Below are 17,327 nucleotides of genomic sequence, written 5' to 3'. Positions count from 1 at the left end.
TTCCGCGCCGGCTCGGCGCACCATTCTCTTCCGTTGGTGCCGACATTTGGGGATGGCATCCCAACGGATGAAGTGTGCGAGTGGAGGGCGTCTGCCATGCAGACCGATCCGAAACCGGGGACGCACATCACCGTGCGCCGGTTTGTCGGTTTGCCTGTCAGACAGATTGAAGCGGAGGTTTCTGATGTCTGTTAAGGCCATACTCGATGAAAAGGGACGACAGGTTTACACCGTCGATCCGCATGCGACGGTGCGCGATGCCGTTGAGGCACTGTACAAGAACCGTGTCGGTGCCGTCGTGGTGACCAAGCCCGGTGACAAGATCGCCGGCATTCTTTCCGAACGCGATATCGTCGCCGGGATCTCGAAATACGGGGCCGGGGTTCTCGACAAGCCGGTGACGGCGCTGATGACCGCGAAAGTCCACGTCTGCCACGAGGACATGAGTGTCAACGATATCATGGAGATCATGAACCACATCCGCGCCCGTCATCTGCCTGTGGAGCGCAACGGCCAACTGGTCGGCATCGTCTCGATCGGCGACGCGGTGCGCCGCCATATCACGGCCATCGAGCAGGAGGCCGAGCAGATCAAGGCTTATATCGCCAGCTGAGTTCGGGTAGGTGAACGAGAAAAGGGCGCGTCCTCGTCGGGCGCGCCCTATGCTTGTTGATAAAGCAAGCTGCACACTTCATCCTCGGGCGTGAGCGGAGGATCTTCCGGCCTATCGTGAATGGAGAGCCTTATGGGTGGTCGGGTCAAGCCCGACCATGACCGAGGAGGGTTTCGTTCGACCCACCCTCAGCGGATCATGACGTCCTGCAGTCGCTTCAGTTCGCCAAGCTTTGCCTTGGTTTCGTGATAGCCGCGGTCGATGGCCTCGCCGGCGCGGTGGAACTCGGACAGGCCGATATCGGAAAGCTTCGGGTGAAGCTGGAGGTCCGGCGGATCGCCGGCGAGCCGGGCGCGGGAAATACGGTCCTGAATGATGTTGAAGGCCTGCACCATGACGGCGGTCATGCCGAGCTTGGCGGCGGCATCGGGCTTGGTCCGTGGTTGCGGATCGGCAACCTCGTTGGTGGCGCGATGCTTGATGACGGCCGAACGGCCATAAAGGTCGTAGTGCAGGTTCACGGCGACGACCAACTGTTCCTCATGGGCGCGGCAGACCGAAACCGGAACGGGATTGACGAGGGCGCCATCGACCAGCGTGCGGTTGTTGCACTTGACCGGCTCGAAGATGCCGGGCAGGGCGTAGGAGGCGCGGATGGCCGTGATCAGCGAACCCTCGCCGATCCAGACCTCGTGGCCGGAATTGACCTCGGTCGCGACGGCGACGAAGGTGCGGTCGAGGCTTTCGATGGTGGTTTCCTGCAGGTGTTCCTGCATGCGCTTGGTGAGCCGGAGACCGCCGAGCAGCCCGCCGCCGCCGATGGCGAAATCGAGAAGGCCGGCAATGCGGCGCATGGTCAGCGACCGGGCGAAGGTTTCGAGTTCGTCGAGCTTGCCGGCGAGATAACAGCCGCCAACGAGAGCGCCGATCGAGGTGCCGGCGATCATGCCGACCTCGATGCCTTCCTCGTCCAGTGCGCGTAGCACACCGATATGTGCCCAGCCGCGGGCAGCGCCGCCGCCAAGGGCAAGCGCGATACGCGATTTCGCAGGTTTCATCTCCTGCGGAGGTTCAAGGGGCTGGTTGAGGGACGGGCCGCTGGGGGCCGAGGCGTCGGCCGTCAGGGTGTTGCGATTAAATGACCAGTTCAACATCCGGCACCTCCATGCCGCAGATTCGATTGCGACGTCCGATAGTGTGCACCCCGTTTCGGTCGCGGGGACGACATCGGTCAGGCAAATCTGCGTGGTTACCGGTTTTTCCGCTGTAACCGGGGGAACCGCCCCGCATTGCCTCAGATTACGCGCTCACCAAGTTGCGAATTCGTGAATCTTCGTCAAAACCGTTCCAAAAAGCGGCAGATGCTTAATTTTTGCCGTAGATCTCGTCGGGATGAAAGTGAACTTCCGTATCGGTGATGGATACTTTCGCAGTATCTCCATCCCGCCCGATCGTCCGATAGAAGCAGGAGCGGCGGCCGGTGTGGCAGGTTGCGTCATGGCCGGCGACCTTGACCTTCAGCCAGACGGCATCCTGGTCGCAATCCGTTCGCATCTCGATCACGCTCTGCAGGTTTCCCGAGGTCTCCCCCTTCTTCCAGAGCTTTTTGCGCGAACGGCTGTAGTAGTGGGCGATACCGGTTTCGATGGTAAGCGCCAGCGCCTCTTCGTTCATATGTGCGACCATCAGCAATTCACCGTCGCCGGCATCGGTGACGACGGCGGTGATCAGCCCGTTGGCATCGAATCGCGGGGTGAAGGCAGGGCCGGTTTCAAGCTCTGCCTTGTCGCTGGAAGGGGCATCGAAGGTGATGGTCATCGTAAGCTCCGAAAACCGGAGCTTACTTGAAGCCCCGAAGCATGGTCATGAAGCGTGCCTGCTCGGCAGGCTCGCTCTTGAACGCACCGGTAAAGGTCGTCGTCAGGGTTGTCGAGCCCTGCTTCTGGACACCGCGCATGGCCATGCACATATGCTCGGCTTCGATCATGACCGCGACACCGCGCGGCTGCAGCGTGTCGTCGATCGCTTTGGCGATCTGGGCCGTCATGGTTTCCTGCGTCTGCAGGCGGCGGCCGTAGATTTCGACGACCCGGGCGATCTTCGAGAGGCCGAGAACGCGGCCGTTCGGCAGATAGGCGACATGCGCCTTGCCAATGATCGGCACCATGTGGTGTTCGCAATGCGAGAAGAACGGGATATCCTTAACGAGGACGATATCGTCATAGCCGCCCACTTCATCGAAAGTGCGGCCGAGAACGTCTTCGGCAGCCTGTTCGTAGCCGGAGAAGAGTTCCTTATAGGCTTTCGCAACGCGGGCAGGAGTATCGAGCAGGCCCTCGCGCGCCGGATCGTCGCCGGCCCAGCGCAACAGCACGCGCACGGCCTCTTCGGCTTCCTTCTGGGTCGGGCGATTGTCGGCACCTGCCGGTGCCGGAAAATTCTTGACGATGGCGTCCATAAATGGCCCCTTGCTTAACGCGGGTTACGCGACGTTTATCTTTTCGGACAACTCGCCACTGGCCATTCACCTGACGCTTTCAGGCATTGGTTTCCGTTGGCGGGCTCCGGGGCTTTCAGATTGACAGAGGTTAAGGGCTCTGGATCATCCGGCACGGTTTCCCAAACAACAGGCGACGGTTTGGCCTTGCCAAGCTGTCGCCCCCACACGACATAGCATATAATATGCGAGCTACGATGTGAAAGAGGCGTGTTTGGAGACGCTGTGTTTTTTTCCCGTATACGGTAGAAAATCATCCGCGGATTACTCGAATGCGTAAAAAATGGACCGGATAGCGCCGAATGATGGATGACATCTACAACAGCCGGATTCTCGAATTCGCCGGCAATATCCCGCGCATCGGCGCTTTGCTGGATGCGGATGCCGAGGCGCAGGCCCATTCCAAGCTCTGCGGCTCGAAGGTGCGCGTCTATATCAAGATGGACGGCGACGTGGTGAGCGACTTCTCCCACGAGCTGAAGGCCTGCGCTCTGGGGCAGGCGTCTTCGTCTGTCATGGCGCGCCATGTGGTCGGTGCAACGGTGTCGGAAATCCGCCAGGCACGCGAGGATATGCTCGCCATGCTGAAGGCGGACGGCGAAGGGCCTTCCGGCCGCTTCGAGGAGATGCGGTTTCTGAAGCCGGTGAAGGATTACAAGGCGCGGCATGCCTCGACGATGCTGACATTTGACGCGGTGGTCGATGCCATTGGGCAGGTCGAGACCAAGCGGGTGGCGGCCGTCTAAGCATGTGCATGTATTGCTACGAAAGATCCGTAAAGGAAGAGGCGGCGGAAACGCCGTCACTCTCGCACGTTGACCGGACGGAGGGACCCAAAAGCCGCAACTATGCCGGCCCTTTCCGCAAAACCCCCGGCCGCCTGTTCGGCATGGGCTTCATCCGCTTCTACCAATTAACGCTTTCCTGTTTTATCGGCAATTCCTGCCGGCACCTGCCGACCTGCTCGGAATACGGCTACGAGGCCATCGCTCGCCACGGTTTCTGGCGTGGCGGCTGGATGGCGTTGTTCCGGGTGATGCGCTGCGGCCCCGGTGGCACCCATGGTTTCGACCCGGTGCCGGAAAAGCTGGATGCGGCAAAACGCTGGTGGGCGCCGTGGCGGCTCTGGCATCTGAAGGATGCCCGATGACGCATTACGTTGCCCTGCTGCACAGCATCGTGCTGTCTCCTGGACAACGGGTCGTGATGGAGAAGCTGCGAGCCACCGCCGAAAGCATAGGCTACCGCTCGGTGCGAACGCTGGTTTCGACCGGTAATCTGGTGTTCGAGGCTGACGATGCCGATATCCGCGACATCGAAAACCGCTTCGAAACAGGCTTCGAGCGCGATTTCGGCAAGGCGGTGGATATCGTTGCGCGAACGGCGGAAGGCTGGCGCGCGCTTACCGCTGGAAATCCCTTTCCCGAGGCCAGCGAAGTGAATGGCCAGAATGTCGGCATCCGCGTCATGCGCCAGCCGCTCGACCCCGGCGTTGTCGAAAAGCTTAAGCGCTATTGCACGGCGGGCGAAAAGGTTGCCGTCGTCAATGGCGACCTCTGGATGGATTTCGCGGCAAAGCCGAGCACCTCGAAACTGCTGCCGGTGCTGACGACGAAGCGCATGGGCGTCGGCACGCTGCGCAACTGGAACACGGTACGCAACCTCGCTGCCATGCTCGACGCCGGCTGAGGCCGTCCTTTACTCCGCCACAAAAACGATCTATCACCCGCGCGTCAATTCGCCGGAATATCAAGCGTTCCGGCCGCTAAAACCACCCGCATTCGTTGGCGGGACTGGACAAGGAAAAACATATGTCTGACGCTGTTTCCCTTACATTTCCCGATGGCTCCGTTCGCGAATACGCCCAAGGCGTAACCGGTCGCGAGGTCGCCGAATCGATCTCCAAGTCGCTCGCCAAGAAGGCCGTCGCCATCGCGCTGGACGGTGCCGTGCGCGATCTGTCCGACCCGGTCGAAACCGGTCGTCTCGAAATCGTCACCCGCGAAGATGCCCGTTCGCTCGAACTGATCCGTCACGATGCCGCCCACGTCATGGCCGAGGCCGTGCAGGAACTGTGGCCCGGTACGCAGGTCACCATCGGCCCGGTCATCGAGAACGGCTTCTATTACGACTTCGCCAAGGATGAACCTTTCACGCCCGACGATCTGCCGAAGATCGAAAAGCGCATGAAGGAGATCATCCAGCGCAACAAGCCGTTCACCAAGGAAATCTGGAGCCGCGAAAAGGCTAAGGAAGTTTTTGCCGCCAAGGGCGAGAAGTACAAGGTCGAGCTGGTCGATGCGATCCCGGAAGGCCAGGACCTGAAGATCTATTATCAGGGCGACTGGTTCGATCTCTGCCGCGGCCCGCACATGGCCTCCACCGGCCAGATCGGCACGGCCTTCAAGCTGATGAAGGTGGCCGGCGCCTATTGGCGCGGCGATAGCAACAACCCGATGCTGACCCGCATCTACGGCACGGCCTGGCACACCCAGGAAGAGCTGGACACCTATCTGAACATCCTCGCCGAAGCCGAAAAGCGCGACCATCGCCGCCTCGGCCGCGAGATGGACCTGTTCCATTTCCAAGAAGAAGGTCCGGGAGTGGTGTTCTGGCATGGCAAGGGCTGGCGCATCTTCCAGACGCTGGTGTCGTACATGCGCCGCCGTCTTTCCGGCACCTATCAGGAAGTCAACGCACCGCAGGTGCTGGATACGGCTCTCTGGGAAACCTCCGGTCACTGGGGCTGGTATCAGGAAAACATGTTCGCGGTAAAATCCGCCCATGCCCTGACGCACCCGGAAGACAAGGAAGCGGATAATCGCGTCTTCGCACTGAAGCCGATGAACTGCCCCGGCCACATCCAGATCTTCAAGCATGGCCTGAAGTCTTACCGCGAACTGCCGATCCGCCTTGCGGAATTCGGCAACGTTCATCGCTATGAGCCCTCTGGTGCGCTGCATGGCCTGATGCGCGTGCGCGGCTTCACGCAGGACGACGCCCACGTCTTCTGCACCGACGAGCAGATGGCGGCCGAATGCTTGCGCATCAACGACCTGATCCTGTCGGTCTATGAAGACTTCGGCTTCAAGGACATCGTGGTGAAGCTTTCCACCCGCCCGGAAAAGCGCGTGGGTTCCGACGCGCTGTGGGATCGCGCCGAAAGCGTGATGATGGACGTGCTGAAGACCATCGAGACCCAGGCGGAAGGCAAGATCAAGACCGGCATCCTGCCGGGCGAGGGCGCTTTCTACGGTCCGAAGTTCGAATACACGCTGAAGGACGCCATCGGCCGCGAATGGCAGTGCGGCACGACGCAGGTGGACTTCAACCTGCCGGAACGTTTTGGCGCCTTCTACATCGACAGCAATTCGGAAAAGACCCAGCCGGTCATGATCCACCGTGCCATCTGCGGCTCGATGGAGCGCTTCCTCGGCATCCTCATCGAGAACTTCGCCGGCCATATGCCGCTGTGGATTTCGCCGCTGCAGGTCGTGGTCGCCACCATCACTTCCGAGGCCGACGACTACGGCCGCGAGGTTGCCGAGCTTCTGCGCGATGCGGGCCTCACGGTCGAGACCGATTTCCGCAACGAGAAGATCAACTACAAGGTCCGCGAGCATTCGGTGACCAAGGTTCCGGTCATCGTCGTCTGCGGCATGCGCGAGGCCGAGGAGCGTTCGGTCAATATCCGCCGTCTCGGATCGCAGGCCCAGACACCGATGTCGCTGACCGATGCGATCGCAACCCTCGTCGACGAGGCGACGCCGCCGGACCTGAAGCGCAAGGCTGAGGCCAGGAAAGCTCGGGGTTAATCCCCGAGCACCATCCCTGTCAGAAAAGTGTTACACCAGCAGTCTATCCGTCGGCGAAGCGAAAGCGTCCGCCGACATTTCTGGAACGGGGAAAAACGTGCAGTTCAGAGAGCTGTCCTACGCCAATGAGAACGACCGTCGTCTGAAACGCTGGTTCATCCGCATCATCGAAGGTCTCAGCGGGCGCAATCGTTACGCCCGCCTCTATCATCACTGGCGTCACGAGGTGGTCGGCAAGAACGAGCGCATCTTCGGGCCGATGCTCGAACTGATTGATTTGAGGATGCAGGTTCAGGGCGAATGGCCGCCGCGCCATCTGCCGGAAACGCCGCTCGTCATCGTCGCCAATCATCCCTTCGGCATCGGCGACGGCATTGCCGTGCTGTCACTGGCCGAACAGCTCGGCCGTCCCTTCCGCGTTCTCATCAACAACGAGCTTCTGAAGGTGCCGGAAATGGCGCCTTATTCGCTGCCGGTATCCTTCGAGGAAACCAAGGAAGCGCTGGCGCTCAACATGCAGACCCGCCATGAGGCGGTACGGCTTTTGAAAGAGGGAGTGACCATCGTCGTCTTCCCGGCCGGCGGGGTGGCGACGGCGAAGAAGGGTTTTGGCAAAGCGGAAGACCTGCCGTGGAAGATTTTCCGGGCAAAGCTCATCCAGGCCGCCAAGGCGAGCGTCATCCCGATCTATTTCGAGGGGCAGAATGGCATGCTCTTCCATCTGGCGAGCAAGGTTTCGATGACCCTGCGCATCTCGCTGTTGATCCGCGAATTCCGCCGGCTTTCCGGCACGACGATCTGTTCGCGGGTCGGGCCAGCCATCCCTTGGGATGAGCTGAAAACCTATGCAGATCGTAAGGACCTGCTGACCCGCATCTATGACGCTGTCTTCTCCATGGCACCGCGCCGCATCGGTGGCCTGCAAAAGGCGAGCTGAAGCCATGGCGGTCAAGCGGATTGTCGCAAATATCGAGACACCCGATCCCGCGCTGGCGAAGGGGTTCTATGGCGATATCCTCGGCATGGAGATCGGCATGGACCATGGCTGGATCATGACCTTCGTTTCGGAAAGTCAGGCTTTGGTGCAGGTGAGCGTCGCCAGCGAAGGCGGCTCAGGGGCGCCGGTACCGGCACTCTCGATCGAAGTCGACAACCTCGATGAGGTTCTATCGCGCATGATCGCGGCCGGCATTGCCATCGAATATGGCCCGGCTTCGGAACCATGGGGCGTGCGCCGCTTCTATGTCCGCGATCCCTTCGGCACGCTGGTCAATATCCTCAGTCACGACGAAGCGTAGGTCAGTCCTGCGCGTCGATATTGGGGGCAGCGGCCTGCGCGCCCTTGTCGTTCAAGAGCACTTCGACGTCGGTGTTCACGCCGGCCTTCACGGTGAAATCGCGCTGGTAGATTTTCTCGTCGTTGCGGGCGATTGCGGTATAGCCGCCTTCGGCCAGCACGAGGGTCGGGAAGGCGCCGACGCTTTCGCTCACCACGTCGCCCGAAGAGGTCAGGATCGACCAGGCCGTGTCGGCAATGGCTTCGCCGCCGGGCTCGGAAACGAGTTTCAGCGTCAGCTTCGCCGCGCGATGCTGGATCGTCGCTTCCGTGAGCTTGCCGGCTTCCACCTGGATATCGGCGCGAATCACGGCATTGACGGAGCCGTAGTTGGAAACGACGTGATAGGTGCCGGTGTTCAGCCGCACGACCGTATCCGGCTTCACATCGGCCATGACAAGCGCACGCTCGCCATCTTCCTTCGCGTCGGAGGAGAAGATCGAGAAGCTAAGCTCGTTCGGCGGAATGCGCACATCGCTGCCGGAGACGGCATTCAGCATGATGCCGCCGGCATCGAGCACCAGAACCTGCGTATCGGCGGGCCCGTTTTCCGGTACGCGGATTTTGCGGGTAGCGCCGGCGCGACCGAACGCGACATTGACGAAATATTCGCCGGGAACCAGTTGGAACGCCGCCGCACCGCCTTCCGAAGTGGCGACCAGCGGCAATTTTCCGTCGGAGCCGGGAATGGGGCTGAAGACGCGCCAGGTCAGGCCTTGCTCCACCGGTTCGCCCTTTTCTTTGAGCAGCGCTTCCAGCCGGATATCCTTCAACGGCGTGCCCTGCGTCGCTTCTCCCGGCAGGACCGGATTGAAGCTGTTGAGCTTCGGCATCTTCTGTGGCGTGGAAATCGAGGGGAAGCTGCGGAACGGATCGTCCTTCTCCTGCGCGAAGGCGGACGGCATCAGGAAAGTGACGAGGGTAAGGGTTGAAAGGATCGTGCTGACCGGACCGGAGATGATGCGCATGACGGTGGTTGACTTCCTGACTGGGTGGCTCCACTTGAGACGCCGGTATGGCAATTTCGTGGCCCAAGCCGCGACATGCCACGGCAAACTAGTGGAAATGGACCGCGATGAAAACCGAAATCAGCTTGCGTGATTATCTCTCCACCCGGCGCTCGATCCCTGCCTTCCAGATGATGGAGCCCGGTCCCGGCAAATCCGAAATCGAGGAAATGCTGAAACTCGCCTCGCGCGTTCCCGATCACGGCAAGCTCGCTCCCTGGCGCTTCATCGTCTTTCGCGGCGACGAGCGCGCTCGCATCAGCGCCGAGCTTGCCAAGATGGCGCTCGCCGCCAAACCCGATCTTTCGGCCGAAATGATCGCAGTGGAAAACGCCCGGCTCACCCGCGCGCCGGTGGTGATCGCCGTCGTCAGCACCGCCGCTCCGCATTTCAAGATTCCGGAATGGGAGCAGATCATGTCGGCGGGTGCCGTTTGCCTCAACCTGCTGATGGCCGCAAACGCGCTCGGCTATTCCTCGAACTGGCTTACCGAATGGTTCGCCTTCGATGAAAAGGCCTATCCGCTGCTCGGCGTGAAGCCGGGTGAGAAAATCGCCGGTTTCATCCATATCGGCTCGCCGCAGGTGCCGCCGACCGAGCGCCCGCGTCCAGAGCTTGCCGAGATCGTCACCTGGGCCGGCGAGGAGGCCTGATGTTCTACGAGACATCGGCCAACCGTCACGGGCTTTCCCACGATCCGTTCAAGGCGATCGTCTCGCCGCGGCCGATCGGCTGGATCGGCTCGCGGGCGAAGGACGGCAGTTATAATCTGGCGCCGTATTCCTTCTTCAACGCGATCAGCGATACCCCGAAGCTGGTGATGTTCTCCTCCTCCGGCCACAAGGATTCGGTCGCCAATATTGAGGAAACCGGCGAGTTCACGGCCAATTTCGTCAGCCGCGATTTGGCCGAGAAGATGAACATGACCTCGCTCAACGCGCCGCGCGGCGAAAGCGAATTCGAGATCGCCGGCCTGACGCCGGCGGTCGGAACGCTTGTCGTGGCACCCTTCGTTGCCGAGGCCTATGCGGCGCTGGAATGCAAGGTCACGGAAATGTTCCAGCCGAAGACGCTGACGGGCGATCTTTCGGAAAACTACATGGTCATCGGTCAGGTGGTCGGCATCCATATCCGCGAGGAGGCGATCCGCGACGGTCGCTTCGATATGGCGAAAGTGCGACCGATCGGCCGCATGGGCTATATGGACTATTGCGATGCCGGCGACGTCTTCGAGATGTTCCGGCCGAGGCGCTGAAAACGGATCAGGGATCGCTCGCCAGCCGGGCGATCCTGTCGCCCGCTGAAAGCACGTAGAAGGGTTTGCCTGCCTGAGCCGCCATTAACTGGGCCAAGGCGCGCATGCCGCCTGCAAAGCTTGCGTCCTCATTGAAAATGACGGCGGACAGTCGCGCCGAGGCGAGGGGGCGTGGTGGCAGGAAGGCTTCCGGTGCGCCGCCAAGCTCCACCATGACCGGCGTCGCGCCATCTGTCCGGCCGGCTTGTGCTTCAGCAACGCGCAGCACGGTTTCCAGATGCTGGAGATGGGCGGTTCCCGCACAAGCGCCCAGCACGATGCCGTCTATTCCCATTCCAAGCAGCCCTGCCAGATGGTCAGCCGCGGTGTCTGGCAGCCCCTCGATGCGAAGATAGAGGGGAGACGGGCAGTGCTCGCACAACGCCTTCAGGTCCGGCGAGGCCAAAGCTCTTGGCCAATCAATTCCCGCATCGATGACGAGCAGGCCGCCGGCCGGCAGCGGCGCGGCAAGCGGCGCGAGCGGCACCAGAAAAATGTTCGGGGCGTTAACGGACATGGTGAACCAATCTTAAACTTTTGCCCGCTACTCTTCGATCCATGAAGTGACAGTCGGTGTAGTGGGGCGTCCGTGATCATTCAAGCATTTCTTCGCTGGGTCGAAACGGCCAAGGCGAGCGACAGGGCGCGCGCGGCAAGCGCGCTGGGCCGTGCTTACGCGGCCTCGGAAATGAACACGCTCGACCGTCATGCGGCCGAAATGGCGATGACCTTCCTGCTCGACGATCCCTCGCCAAAAGTCCGCATCGCGCTTGCCGGAGCGGTTGCCGATTGTGCCGCCATTCCCCGCGCCATCGTTCTCTCGCTTGCCGAAGACCAGCCGGAGGCAGCTTTCGCAGTCATCTCCCGTTCGCCGGTGCTGACCGATATGGATCTCGTCGATCTCGCTGCGCGCGGCACCCATGAAACCCGCGCCGTCATCGCGGCCCGGCCGCACCTGTCGCGGCCGGTGGCTGCGGCGATTGCCGAAATCGGCGGCGAGGAGGAAGTGCTGATCCTGCTCGAAAATCCTGCAGCCGAATTCTCCAGCCGTGCCTTGAAGCGGCTGAGCGACCGGCTCGGCCATTTGCCCTCGGTGCGCAACTACCTTCTCGACCGGCCGGACCTTCCGGTCGATGCCCGGCATACGCTGGTGGAAAAGGTCAGTGCGGCCCTTTCCGGCTTTTCCCTCGTCCAGATGGCGATCGGCGAGCGCCGGGTCGAGCGCATCACCCGCGAGGCCTGCGACACCGTCGCCGTGGGCATGGCCGGCAGCGCCGATGCGAGCGAAGTTTCGGCACTTGTCGAACATCTCCGGGTTTGCGGCCGCCTGACGCCGGCCTTCCTGATGCATGCCCTGTGCTCCGGTCGCATCGATTTCTTCGCCGCCGCGATCTGCGATCTTTCCGGCGTTTCGGAAAAGAGGGTGCGCTCAGTGCTGTCGAACGGCCGCGTTCACGCCGTCCGCGCCCTGTTCGAGCAAGCCGGTCTTGGCCGCGATGTCAGCCAAGCATTCGCCGATGCGCTGTTCCTCTGGCGCAAGGACAATCATCAGAGCGGTTCTTCCATAGCCTCCATGTCCGCCACCCTGTTGTCACGCCTGCGTCGCCGGGTATCGTCGGAAGGTCCGGTGGGCGGCCTGGCCGAGATGGTCGAAAAGCTGTCGATCGCCGAGCAGCGGCAGTCGGCGCGCGAATATGCGCTTCTGGCGGCGCGCGAGGCCGCCTGATAGAGCCCTCGATGGAGTGGATCATGACGAACAAGTCCTTGGTTGTCGTGACCGGCATCGGCGGCTTTCTTGGCGGCCATATCGCCGCGCGCCTGCTTTTGGGCGGCTATGATGTGCGCGGCACGCTCCGCTCCGTGAAACGGGCAGGCGCCGTTGAGGCGGACATCCGAAAATTTGCGAGTGCAACCGGCCGGCTTTCCTTCGTCGAGGCCGATCTCCTGTCCGATACCGGCTGGCGTGAAGCCATGGCCGGCGCGCAATACGTCATCCATGCCGCATCGCCGTTTCCGTCATCCTTGCCGAAGCACGAGGACGATCTGATCGTGCCGGCGCGCGAGGGCACCTTGCAGGTGCTGCAGGCGGCACACCAGGCGGGCGTCAGCCGCGTCGTCGTGACTTCCTCCGTCGCCGCGATCAATTACGGGCGCGGCACGCCGCCTTTCACCGAAGAAGACTGGACGGATATCGACGGGCCGCTGACGGTTCCGTATCACAAATCCAAGACGCTTGCGGAAAAGGCGGCTTGGGATTTTGCGCGAAAACAGGGGCTGGAGATCGCCGTCATCAATCCCGGCATGGTCTTCGGCCCGATCCTCGGGCGCCGGGTCGGGACTTCGACCGGCATGATCCGAAACCTGCTCAAGGGCAAGTATCCCGCTCTGCCGGATTTCCGCGTTTCCATCGTCGATGCACGCGATGCGGCGGAAGCGCATGTGCTGGCAATGACGGTGCCGGAAGCGAGGGGCCAGCGTTTCATCGCCGCTGCCGACATGCTCTCCATGCGCGACATTGCAAAGGTATTGCGACAATCCTTCCCGGTAGAGGCAAGGCACGTGCCGCGCCTTCCGCTGCCGACATGGCTTTCACGGCTCGCTGCGCCGTTCGATCCCGGTCTCAAACTGATCGTGAAGGAACTTGGACGCGATCAGCGCGTGTCGAGCGAAAAGGCGCAGCGCGTTCTCGGATGGCGGCCGCGGTCGGCGGAAGAGGCGGTTCGGGCGACGGCGGAAAGCCTGCTGGCCGCCGGGATGGTGTGAACTTGGAGACCGATTGAGATTCAGTTCAGACCGAGCCGAAAATGGTGATTTTCTGCGACCCGGAGCGCAGCGCACTTCTGTACATGAGCACCGGAAGCGCAGGAAAGCGACATTTGCAGGCCGGTATGGGCTGAATATCGATCGGTCTCAGTCGAAGCGTCGGGCGACCCAGGAGTAACCGTTCTGGATCGAATGCACCGGCGCCGTCACCACATCGCGCAGCTTCGTGGTGTCGGGCAGGGCGCCGGAGAGGAAGGCGAGTGCCCGTTTCGGCATGGTCGGCTTCTGCTCCGCCTGCTGAGCCGGGGTCGGCTCGATGCTCGTTGCTGGGGCGGCGGGAATGGCTGTGTCGGTGTTGGCCGGCGGAGCCTGTTCGAGCGCCTTGGGCGTATCGGCGAGTTGTTCATCCGAATTTTCGCACATGGCGACGACGACCGGATAATTGGCGTTGCTGAAGTTCGGCAACTGCTTCTGCGATTCCGCATCGCAGACGGCAACGGTCTCCCAGGTTCCCGGAACGGTGGAGATATAGTGGCACTGGCTGACGCTGTCATCGCAGCCGAGAATTGTCATGATGATCAGGGCGGTCTTCATGGCGCACCTTCAGGGAATCGTTTCGCTGGAAGCACTTTTAGGAATGGCTTCCTGCGAAAGTAAGGCAGCTTTGTTGCAGACGAACGGGAAATTGTTTCACCACATTTCCCGAAACGTGAATCACTTTATGAACGGCGTGAATCAGAATTTGAGGCGCTTTGGCTAAGCAGCTGTCGCGATTGAGAAAAATGCGAGCGGTCGCGGAAAACACTCAAATATCGAGGTTCTCCGCAAAAGCCGCACGCTCCTGAATGAAGCGGAAGCGTGCCTCGGCCTTGGTGCCCATCAGGCTGTCGACCGCATCGCGGGTGCCTTCGAAATCCACCTCGTCGATCGCGACCTTCAGCAGGGTGCGCTTCGACGGGTCCATGGTGGTTTCCTTGAGCTGCGCCGGCATCATCTCACCCAGCCCCTTGAAGCGGCCGATCTCGACCTTGCCGCGGCCGGTGAATTCCTTCTCCATCAGTTCGACACGGTGCGCGTCGTCGCGGGCGTAAAGCGTCTTCGACCCTTGGGAAATGCGGTAAAGTGGCGGCACGGCGAGATAGAGGTGACCGCCGCGGATCAACTCCGGCATTTCTTGATAGAAGAAGGTGATCAGCAGCGAGGCGATATGGGCGCCGTCGACGTCGGCATCGGTCATGATGATGACGCGCTCGTAGCGCAGGTCCTCGTCACGGTATTTGCTGCGCGTGCCGCAGCCGAGTGCCTGGGTAAGATCCGATATCTGCTGGTTGGCGCCGAGCTTTTCACGGCCGGCGCTGGCGACGTTGAGGATCTTGCCGCGCAGCGGCAGGATCGCCTGATTGGCGCGGTTGCGCGCCTGCTTGGCCGAGCCGCCGGCCGAATCCCCTTCGACGATGAAGAGTTCCGCACCCTCGGCCGAATTCTGCGAGCAATCGGCGAGCTTGCCCGGCAGGCGCAGCTTGCGAACGGCCGTCTTGCGGCTCACTTCCTTTTCCTTGCGGCGGCGCACGCGCTCTTCGGCGCGCTCGATCACCCAGTCGAGAAGTTTTGCCGCTTCCTGCGGGTTGTCGGCCAGGAAGTGGTCGAAGGGATCGCGAAGCGCGTTTTCGACGATGCGCTGGGCCTCGACGGTCGCCAGCTTGTCCTTCGTCTGGCCGACGAATTCCGGCTCGCGGATGAAGACGGAGAGCATGCCGGCGGCCGAGATCATCACGTCATCGGTGGTGACGATCGCCGCACGTTTGTTTTGCGTCAGCTCGGCATAGGATTTCAGCCCCTTGGTCAGCGCGATGCGCAGCCCGGCCTCATGGGTGCCGCCCTCGGGGGTGGGGATGGTGTTGCAATAGGAATGGACAATGGAATCGCCGCCATACCAGGTGACCGCCCATTCGAGCGAACCATGGCCGGATTTCTCGCTCTTGCCGGCGAAAATCTCGCGGGTGACGGTGAACTCCTTGCCCATCGTCGCCTGCAGATAGTCCTTCAGGCCGCCGGGGAAGTGGAACACGGCCTTTTCCGGCGTGTCCGTGCCTTCGACCAGCGAAGGCGCGCAGTTCCAGCGGATTTCGACGCCGCCGAACAGATAGGCCTTGGAGCGCGCCATGCGGAACAGACGGGCCGGATCGAACCTGGCATGCGGCCCGAAAATATCCGGGTCAGGATGGAAGCGGGTGCGGGTACCGCGCCGGTTCTGCACGTCGCCTAGCTCTTCGAGCCCACCCTGTGGGATGCCACGCGAAAAACGTTGGCGGTAGAGCTTGCGATTGCGGGCGACCTCGACTTCGAGAAGATCGGAGAGCGCATTGACGACGGACACGCCGACGCCATGAAGGCCGCCGGAGGTCTCGTAGACCTTGCTGTCGAATTTGCCGCCGGCATGCAGCACGGTCATGATGACTTCGAGCGTCGATTTGCCGGGAAATTTCGGATGGTTTTCGACCGGGATGCCGCGGCCGTTGTCGGTGACGGTCAGGCAGCCGTCGGTGTCGAGGCTGACCTCGATGAAATTGGCGTGGCCGGCCACCGCTTCGTCCATCGAGTTGTCGATGACTTCGGCAAAGAGGTGATGCAGCGCCTTTTCGTCCGTGCCGCCGATATACATGCCGGGGCGGCGGCGTACCGGTTCGAGCCCTTCCAGAACCTCGATCGCAGACGCATTGTAGTCGCCCGTATCGGCTTTCAGCGGCGCGGGCTGCCGGGCAGGGGCGGCGCTCTGCGCTTCTGCTGCAACAGGGCGCGAAGGTGCCTCCGGCTTCGGCTGAGGGGCGGAAACGGTCGGGGCGGGCGTGGCGGAGAAAAGGTCGTTGCTATCGTTCATGGAGCGTTCGAGAATCTTTCCAGTCTGGTATGCCGGCATTCGGCTTTCGCGTTCAAGGCGCGGGGGCGGCCCGCGCCAGAATACCCGCGGGTGTCGTGCCGAAGCAGGCCTTCAATACCCCCAAGTGTTGCGTTTCGAAAGCGCTAATGGCAAGGCTTGGATCAAAAGAGGAACATTCCCCATGGCCCTGTCCACAGTTCATTTCGCTTTCGCCGCGTTTCTGGCGCTTTCGTCGGCGGTTTCGCCGGCGCGGGCCGAGGGTATCGGGCCGTTCAAGGATGAGCTGTTTTCCTATGGCAAGGTGCTCGACAGCGGCGACGACGGCGATTTCCGCATTATCGATTACGACAAGATGCGCGATATCCACCAGCGCGACGTCGAGCCCGAACGCCGGGTTCGCAATACCTATGTCTCGCTGGGCACGAAGCGCGTGCAGGCGAACGAGACGATCGATCTCGGCGGTCGCACGCTCGATGTCGGGCGGGTCGGTAATCCGGCCGGCGCGGCGTTCACCGTCATCTTTGTACATGGACGCGGCGGCGACCGACGGCTCGGCATGAATGACTATAATTTCGGCGGAAACTTCAACCGGCTGAAGAACCTCGCGGTCGCGAACGGCGGGGTCTATTACGCGCCGAGCATCCGCACCTTCGATGATGCCGGCACGGCCGATATTGCCGGGTTGATCGCCTATGCCAGCCAGCGCTCGCCGGGAAAGCCGATCGTGCTCGCCTGCGCCTCGATGGGTAGTTTCCTCTGCTGGGGCATCAGCCACGATGAAAAGGCCGTCAACGTGCTGAACGGCATGGTGATCCTCGGTGGTCCCACGGACAGCAGCTTCACTTCCAGCCCCGCCTTCAAGGTGAAGCTGCCGGTGTATTTCGGCCATGGCACGGACGATACGGTCTATCCCTACCAGGTGCAGGTGGATTTCTACCGGTCGCTGAAGAAGAAGGACTATCCGACCCGCATGGTGCTGTTCAACACCGGCTCCCATGGCACGCCCATTCGCATGGTCGACTGGCGGGAGGTTTTGAACTGGATCGGAGTGCGTTGAAATAGAATGGTTTTTGCCGGATATCGTTAACCACTCCGGCAATTTTGAGACCGCCGCCTCCCGGTTG

Annotated in this window: 19 protein-coding genes; 12 read left to right on the top strand and 7 right to left on the bottom strand. The window is 61.7% G+C overall.

All coding sequences use genetic code 11. The features are described 5' to 3' along the window. Window positions 1-184 precede the first annotated feature (184 nt). Entirely contained in the window at window positions 185-613 is a 429-nt protein-coding gene (locus ASC86_RS08025; RefSeq protein ID WP_056318942.1) for a CBS domain-containing protein, read from the top strand. Window positions 614-801: 188 nt separating this feature from the next. On the opposite strand, the gene ASC86_RS08020 is transcribed toward ASC86_RS08025, so the two are convergent. From ASC86_RS08020 to folE, 3 genes are all read right to left on the bottom strand, one after another. Continuing rightward, the gene (locus ASC86_RS08020; RefSeq protein WP_056318940.1) at window positions 802-1,767 is read right to left on the bottom strand and encodes a patatin-like phospholipase family protein; all 966 of its coding nucleotides are present in this window, start codon (window positions 1,765-1,767) and stop codon (window positions 802-804) included. Window positions 1,768-1,978: 211 nt separating this feature from the next. Continuing rightward, window positions 1,979-2,431, bottom strand: a complete 453-nt coding sequence (hisI, locus tag ASC86_RS08015) for a phosphoribosyl-AMP cyclohydrolase (RefSeq protein WP_056318938.1) — start codon at window positions 2,429-2,431, stop codon at window positions 1,979-1,981. Window positions 2,432-2,453: 22 nt separating this feature from the next. Next, complete coding sequence (folE, locus tag ASC86_RS08010; RefSeq protein ID WP_056318934.1) at window positions 2,454-3,071, bottom strand: GTP cyclohydrolase I FolE; 618 nt, start codon at window positions 3,069-3,071, stop codon at window positions 2,454-2,456. 341 nt (window positions 3,072-3,412) lie between these two features. Here folE and ASC86_RS08005 point away from each other — a divergent pair, with 341 nt between their 5' ends. From ASC86_RS08005 to ASC86_RS07980, 6 genes are all read left to right on the top strand, one after another. Beyond that, entirely contained in the window at window positions 3,413-3,856 is a 444-nt protein-coding gene (locus ASC86_RS08005; protein ID WP_056318930.1) for an iron-sulfur cluster assembly scaffold protein, read from the top strand. A 2-nt stretch (window positions 3,857-3,858) separates the two neighbouring features. Beyond that, window positions 3,859-4,260: a membrane protein insertion efficiency factor YidD gene (gene yidD, locus ASC86_RS08000; RefSeq protein ID WP_056318929.1), complete on the top strand. Its 402-nt coding sequence runs from the start codon at window positions 3,859-3,861 to the stop codon at window positions 4,258-4,260. Beyond that, complete coding sequence (locus tag ASC86_RS07995) at window positions 4,257-4,799, top strand: DUF1697 domain-containing protein (protein WP_056318926.1); 543 nt, start codon at window positions 4,257-4,259, stop codon at window positions 4,797-4,799. The genes yidD and ASC86_RS07995 overlap by 4 nt, the downstream gene beginning before the upstream one ends. A 122-nt stretch (window positions 4,800-4,921) precedes the next feature. Then, complete coding sequence (gene thrS, locus ASC86_RS07990; RefSeq protein WP_056318922.1) at window positions 4,922-6,925, top strand: threonine--tRNA ligase; 2,004 nt, start codon at window positions 4,922-4,924, stop codon at window positions 6,923-6,925. Between the two features lie 97 nt (window positions 6,926-7,022). Continuing rightward, window positions 7,023-7,862 carry a lysophospholipid acyltransferase family protein gene (locus tag ASC86_RS07985; protein ID WP_056318919.1) on the top strand — a complete coding sequence of 280 codons (840 nt, stop codon included), beginning with the start codon at window positions 7,023-7,025 and terminating at the stop codon, window positions 7,860-7,862. A 4-nt stretch (window positions 7,863-7,866) separates the two neighbouring features. Next, window positions 7,867-8,223, top strand: coding sequence for a VOC family protein (locus tag ASC86_RS07980; protein ID WP_056318917.1), 357 nt, complete (start codon window positions 7,867-7,869; stop codon window positions 8,221-8,223). A gap of 1 nt (window position 8,224) precedes the next feature. On the opposite strand, the gene ASC86_RS07975 is transcribed toward ASC86_RS07980, so the two are convergent. Beyond that, window positions 8,225-9,166 carry a hypothetical protein gene (locus ASC86_RS07975; protein ID WP_244477561.1) on the bottom strand — a complete coding sequence of 314 codons (942 nt, stop codon included), beginning with the start codon at window positions 9,164-9,166 and terminating at the stop codon, window positions 8,225-8,227. A gap of 170 nt (window positions 9,167-9,336) precedes the next feature. Between ASC86_RS07975 and ASC86_RS07970 the strand changes: the two genes are divergently transcribed. Next, window positions 9,337-9,921 carry a nitroreductase gene (locus tag ASC86_RS07970; protein ID WP_056318914.1) on the top strand — a complete coding sequence of 195 codons (585 nt, stop codon included), beginning with the start codon at window positions 9,337-9,339 and terminating at the stop codon, window positions 9,919-9,921. Beyond that, on the top strand, window positions 9,921-10,523 hold the full coding sequence (locus ASC86_RS07965; protein WP_056318910.1) for a flavin reductase family protein: 603 nt from the start codon (window positions 9,921-9,923) through the stop codon (window positions 10,521-10,523). The genes ASC86_RS07970 and ASC86_RS07965 overlap by 1 nt, the downstream gene beginning before the upstream one ends. Before the next feature lie 7 nt (window positions 10,524-10,530). On the opposite strand, the gene ASC86_RS07960 is transcribed toward ASC86_RS07965, so the two are convergent. Next, on the bottom strand, window positions 10,531-11,079 hold the full coding sequence (locus ASC86_RS07960; protein ID WP_056318907.1) for a hypothetical protein: 549 nt from the start codon (window positions 11,077-11,079) through the stop codon (window positions 10,531-10,533). Window positions 11,080-11,151: 72 nt separating this feature from the next. Here ASC86_RS07960 and ASC86_RS07955 point away from each other — a divergent pair, with 72 nt between their 5' ends. Together ASC86_RS07955 and ASC86_RS07950 are read left to right on the top strand one after the other, a co-directional pair. Next, window positions 11,152-12,288 (top strand): DUF2336 domain-containing protein, encoded by a 1,137-nt coding sequence (locus ASC86_RS07955; protein WP_056318905.1) that lies wholly within the window; start codon window positions 11,152-11,154, stop codon window positions 12,286-12,288. A 23-nt stretch (window positions 12,289-12,311) separates the two neighbouring features. Continuing rightward, a complete protein-coding gene (locus ASC86_RS07950; RefSeq protein WP_056319107.1) occupies window positions 12,312-13,325 on the top strand; it encodes an NAD-dependent epimerase/dehydratase family protein in 1,014 nt (337 codons plus the stop codon). A 147-nt stretch (window positions 13,326-13,472) separates the two neighbouring features. Here the strand turns inward: ASC86_RS07950 and ASC86_RS07945 are convergent, their stop codons facing one another. Together ASC86_RS07945 and parE are read right to left on the bottom strand one after the other, a co-directional pair. Then, on the bottom strand, window positions 13,473-13,919 hold the full coding sequence (locus tag ASC86_RS07945; RefSeq protein ID WP_056318902.1) for a hypothetical protein: 447 nt from the start codon (window positions 13,917-13,919) through the stop codon (window positions 13,473-13,475). Window positions 13,920-14,130: 211 nt separating this feature from the next. Further along, window positions 14,131-16,203, bottom strand: a complete 2,073-nt coding sequence (parE, locus tag ASC86_RS07935) for a DNA topoisomerase IV subunit B (protein WP_056319103.1) — start codon at window positions 16,201-16,203, stop codon at window positions 14,131-14,133. Between the two features lie 181 nt (window positions 16,204-16,384). On the opposite strand from parE, the gene ASC86_RS07930 reads away from it, so the two are divergent. After that, a complete protein-coding gene (locus ASC86_RS07930) occupies window positions 16,385-17,260 on the top strand; it encodes a phospholipase (RefSeq protein ID WP_056318896.1) in 876 nt (291 codons plus the stop codon). The last annotated feature ends 67 nt before the right edge of the window (window positions 17,261-17,327 follow it).

Source organism: Rhizobium sp. Root1212, from assembly GCF_001424985.1.
Classification (GTDB): domain Bacteria; phylum Pseudomonadota; class Alphaproteobacteria; order Rhizobiales; family Rhizobiaceae; genus Pararhizobium.
This window is presented reverse-complemented; position numbering and strand designations above follow the sequence as displayed.

Coding starts and splice junctions, on each gene's coding strand:
- ASC86_RS08025 (WP_056318942.1), top strand. CDS start 185: ATGTCTGTTAAGGCCATACTCGATGAAAAGGGACGACAGGTTTACACC.
- ASC86_RS08020 (WP_056318940.1), bottom strand. CDS start 1,767: ATGTTGAACTGGTCATTTAATCGCAACACCCTGACGGCCGACGCCTCG.
- hisI (WP_056318938.1), bottom strand. CDS start 2,431: ATGACCATCACCTTCGATGCCCCTTCCAGCGACAAGGCAGAGCTTGAA.
- folE (WP_056318934.1), bottom strand. CDS start 3,071: ATGGACGCCATCGTCAAGAATTTTCCGGCACCGGCAGGTGCCGACAAT.
- ASC86_RS08005 (WP_056318930.1), top strand. CDS start 3,413: ATGATGGATGACATCTACAACAGCCGGATTCTCGAATTCGCCGGCAAT.
- yidD (WP_056318929.1), top strand. CDS start 3,859: ATGTGCATGTATTGCTACGAAAGATCCGTAAAGGAAGAGGCGGCGGAA.
- ASC86_RS07995 (WP_056318926.1), top strand. CDS start 4,257: ATGACGCATTACGTTGCCCTGCTGCACAGCATCGTGCTGTCTCCTGGA.
- thrS (WP_056318922.1), top strand. CDS start 4,922: ATGTCTGACGCTGTTTCCCTTACATTTCCCGATGGCTCCGTTCGCGAA.
- ASC86_RS07980 (WP_056318917.1), top strand. CDS start 7,867: ATGGCGGTCAAGCGGATTGTCGCAAATATCGAGACACCCGATCCCGCG.
- ASC86_RS07975 (WP_244477561.1), bottom strand. CDS start 9,166: ATGCCGTCCGCCTTCGCGCAGGAGAAGGACGATCCGTTCCGCAGCTTC.
- ASC86_RS07970 (WP_056318914.1), top strand. CDS start 9,337: ATGAAAACCGAAATCAGCTTGCGTGATTATCTCTCCACCCGGCGCTCG.
- ASC86_RS07965 (WP_056318910.1), top strand. CDS start 9,921: ATGTTCTACGAGACATCGGCCAACCGTCACGGGCTTTCCCACGATCCG.
- ASC86_RS07960 (WP_056318907.1), bottom strand. CDS start 11,079: ATGTCCGTTAACGCCCCGAACATTTTTCTGGTGCCGCTCGCGCCGCTT.
- ASC86_RS07950 (WP_056319107.1), top strand. CDS start 12,312: ATGACGAACAAGTCCTTGGTTGTCGTGACCGGCATCGGCGGCTTTCTT.
- ASC86_RS07945 (WP_056318902.1), bottom strand. CDS start 13,919: ATGAAGACCGCCCTGATCATCATGACAATTCTCGGCTGCGATGACAGC.
- parE (WP_056319103.1), bottom strand. CDS start 16,203: ATGAACGATAGCAACGACCTTTTCTCCGCCACGCCCGCCCCGACCGTT.
- ASC86_RS07930 (WP_056318896.1), top strand. CDS start 16,385: ATGGCCCTGTCCACAGTTCATTTCGCTTTCGCCGCGTTTCTGGCGCTT.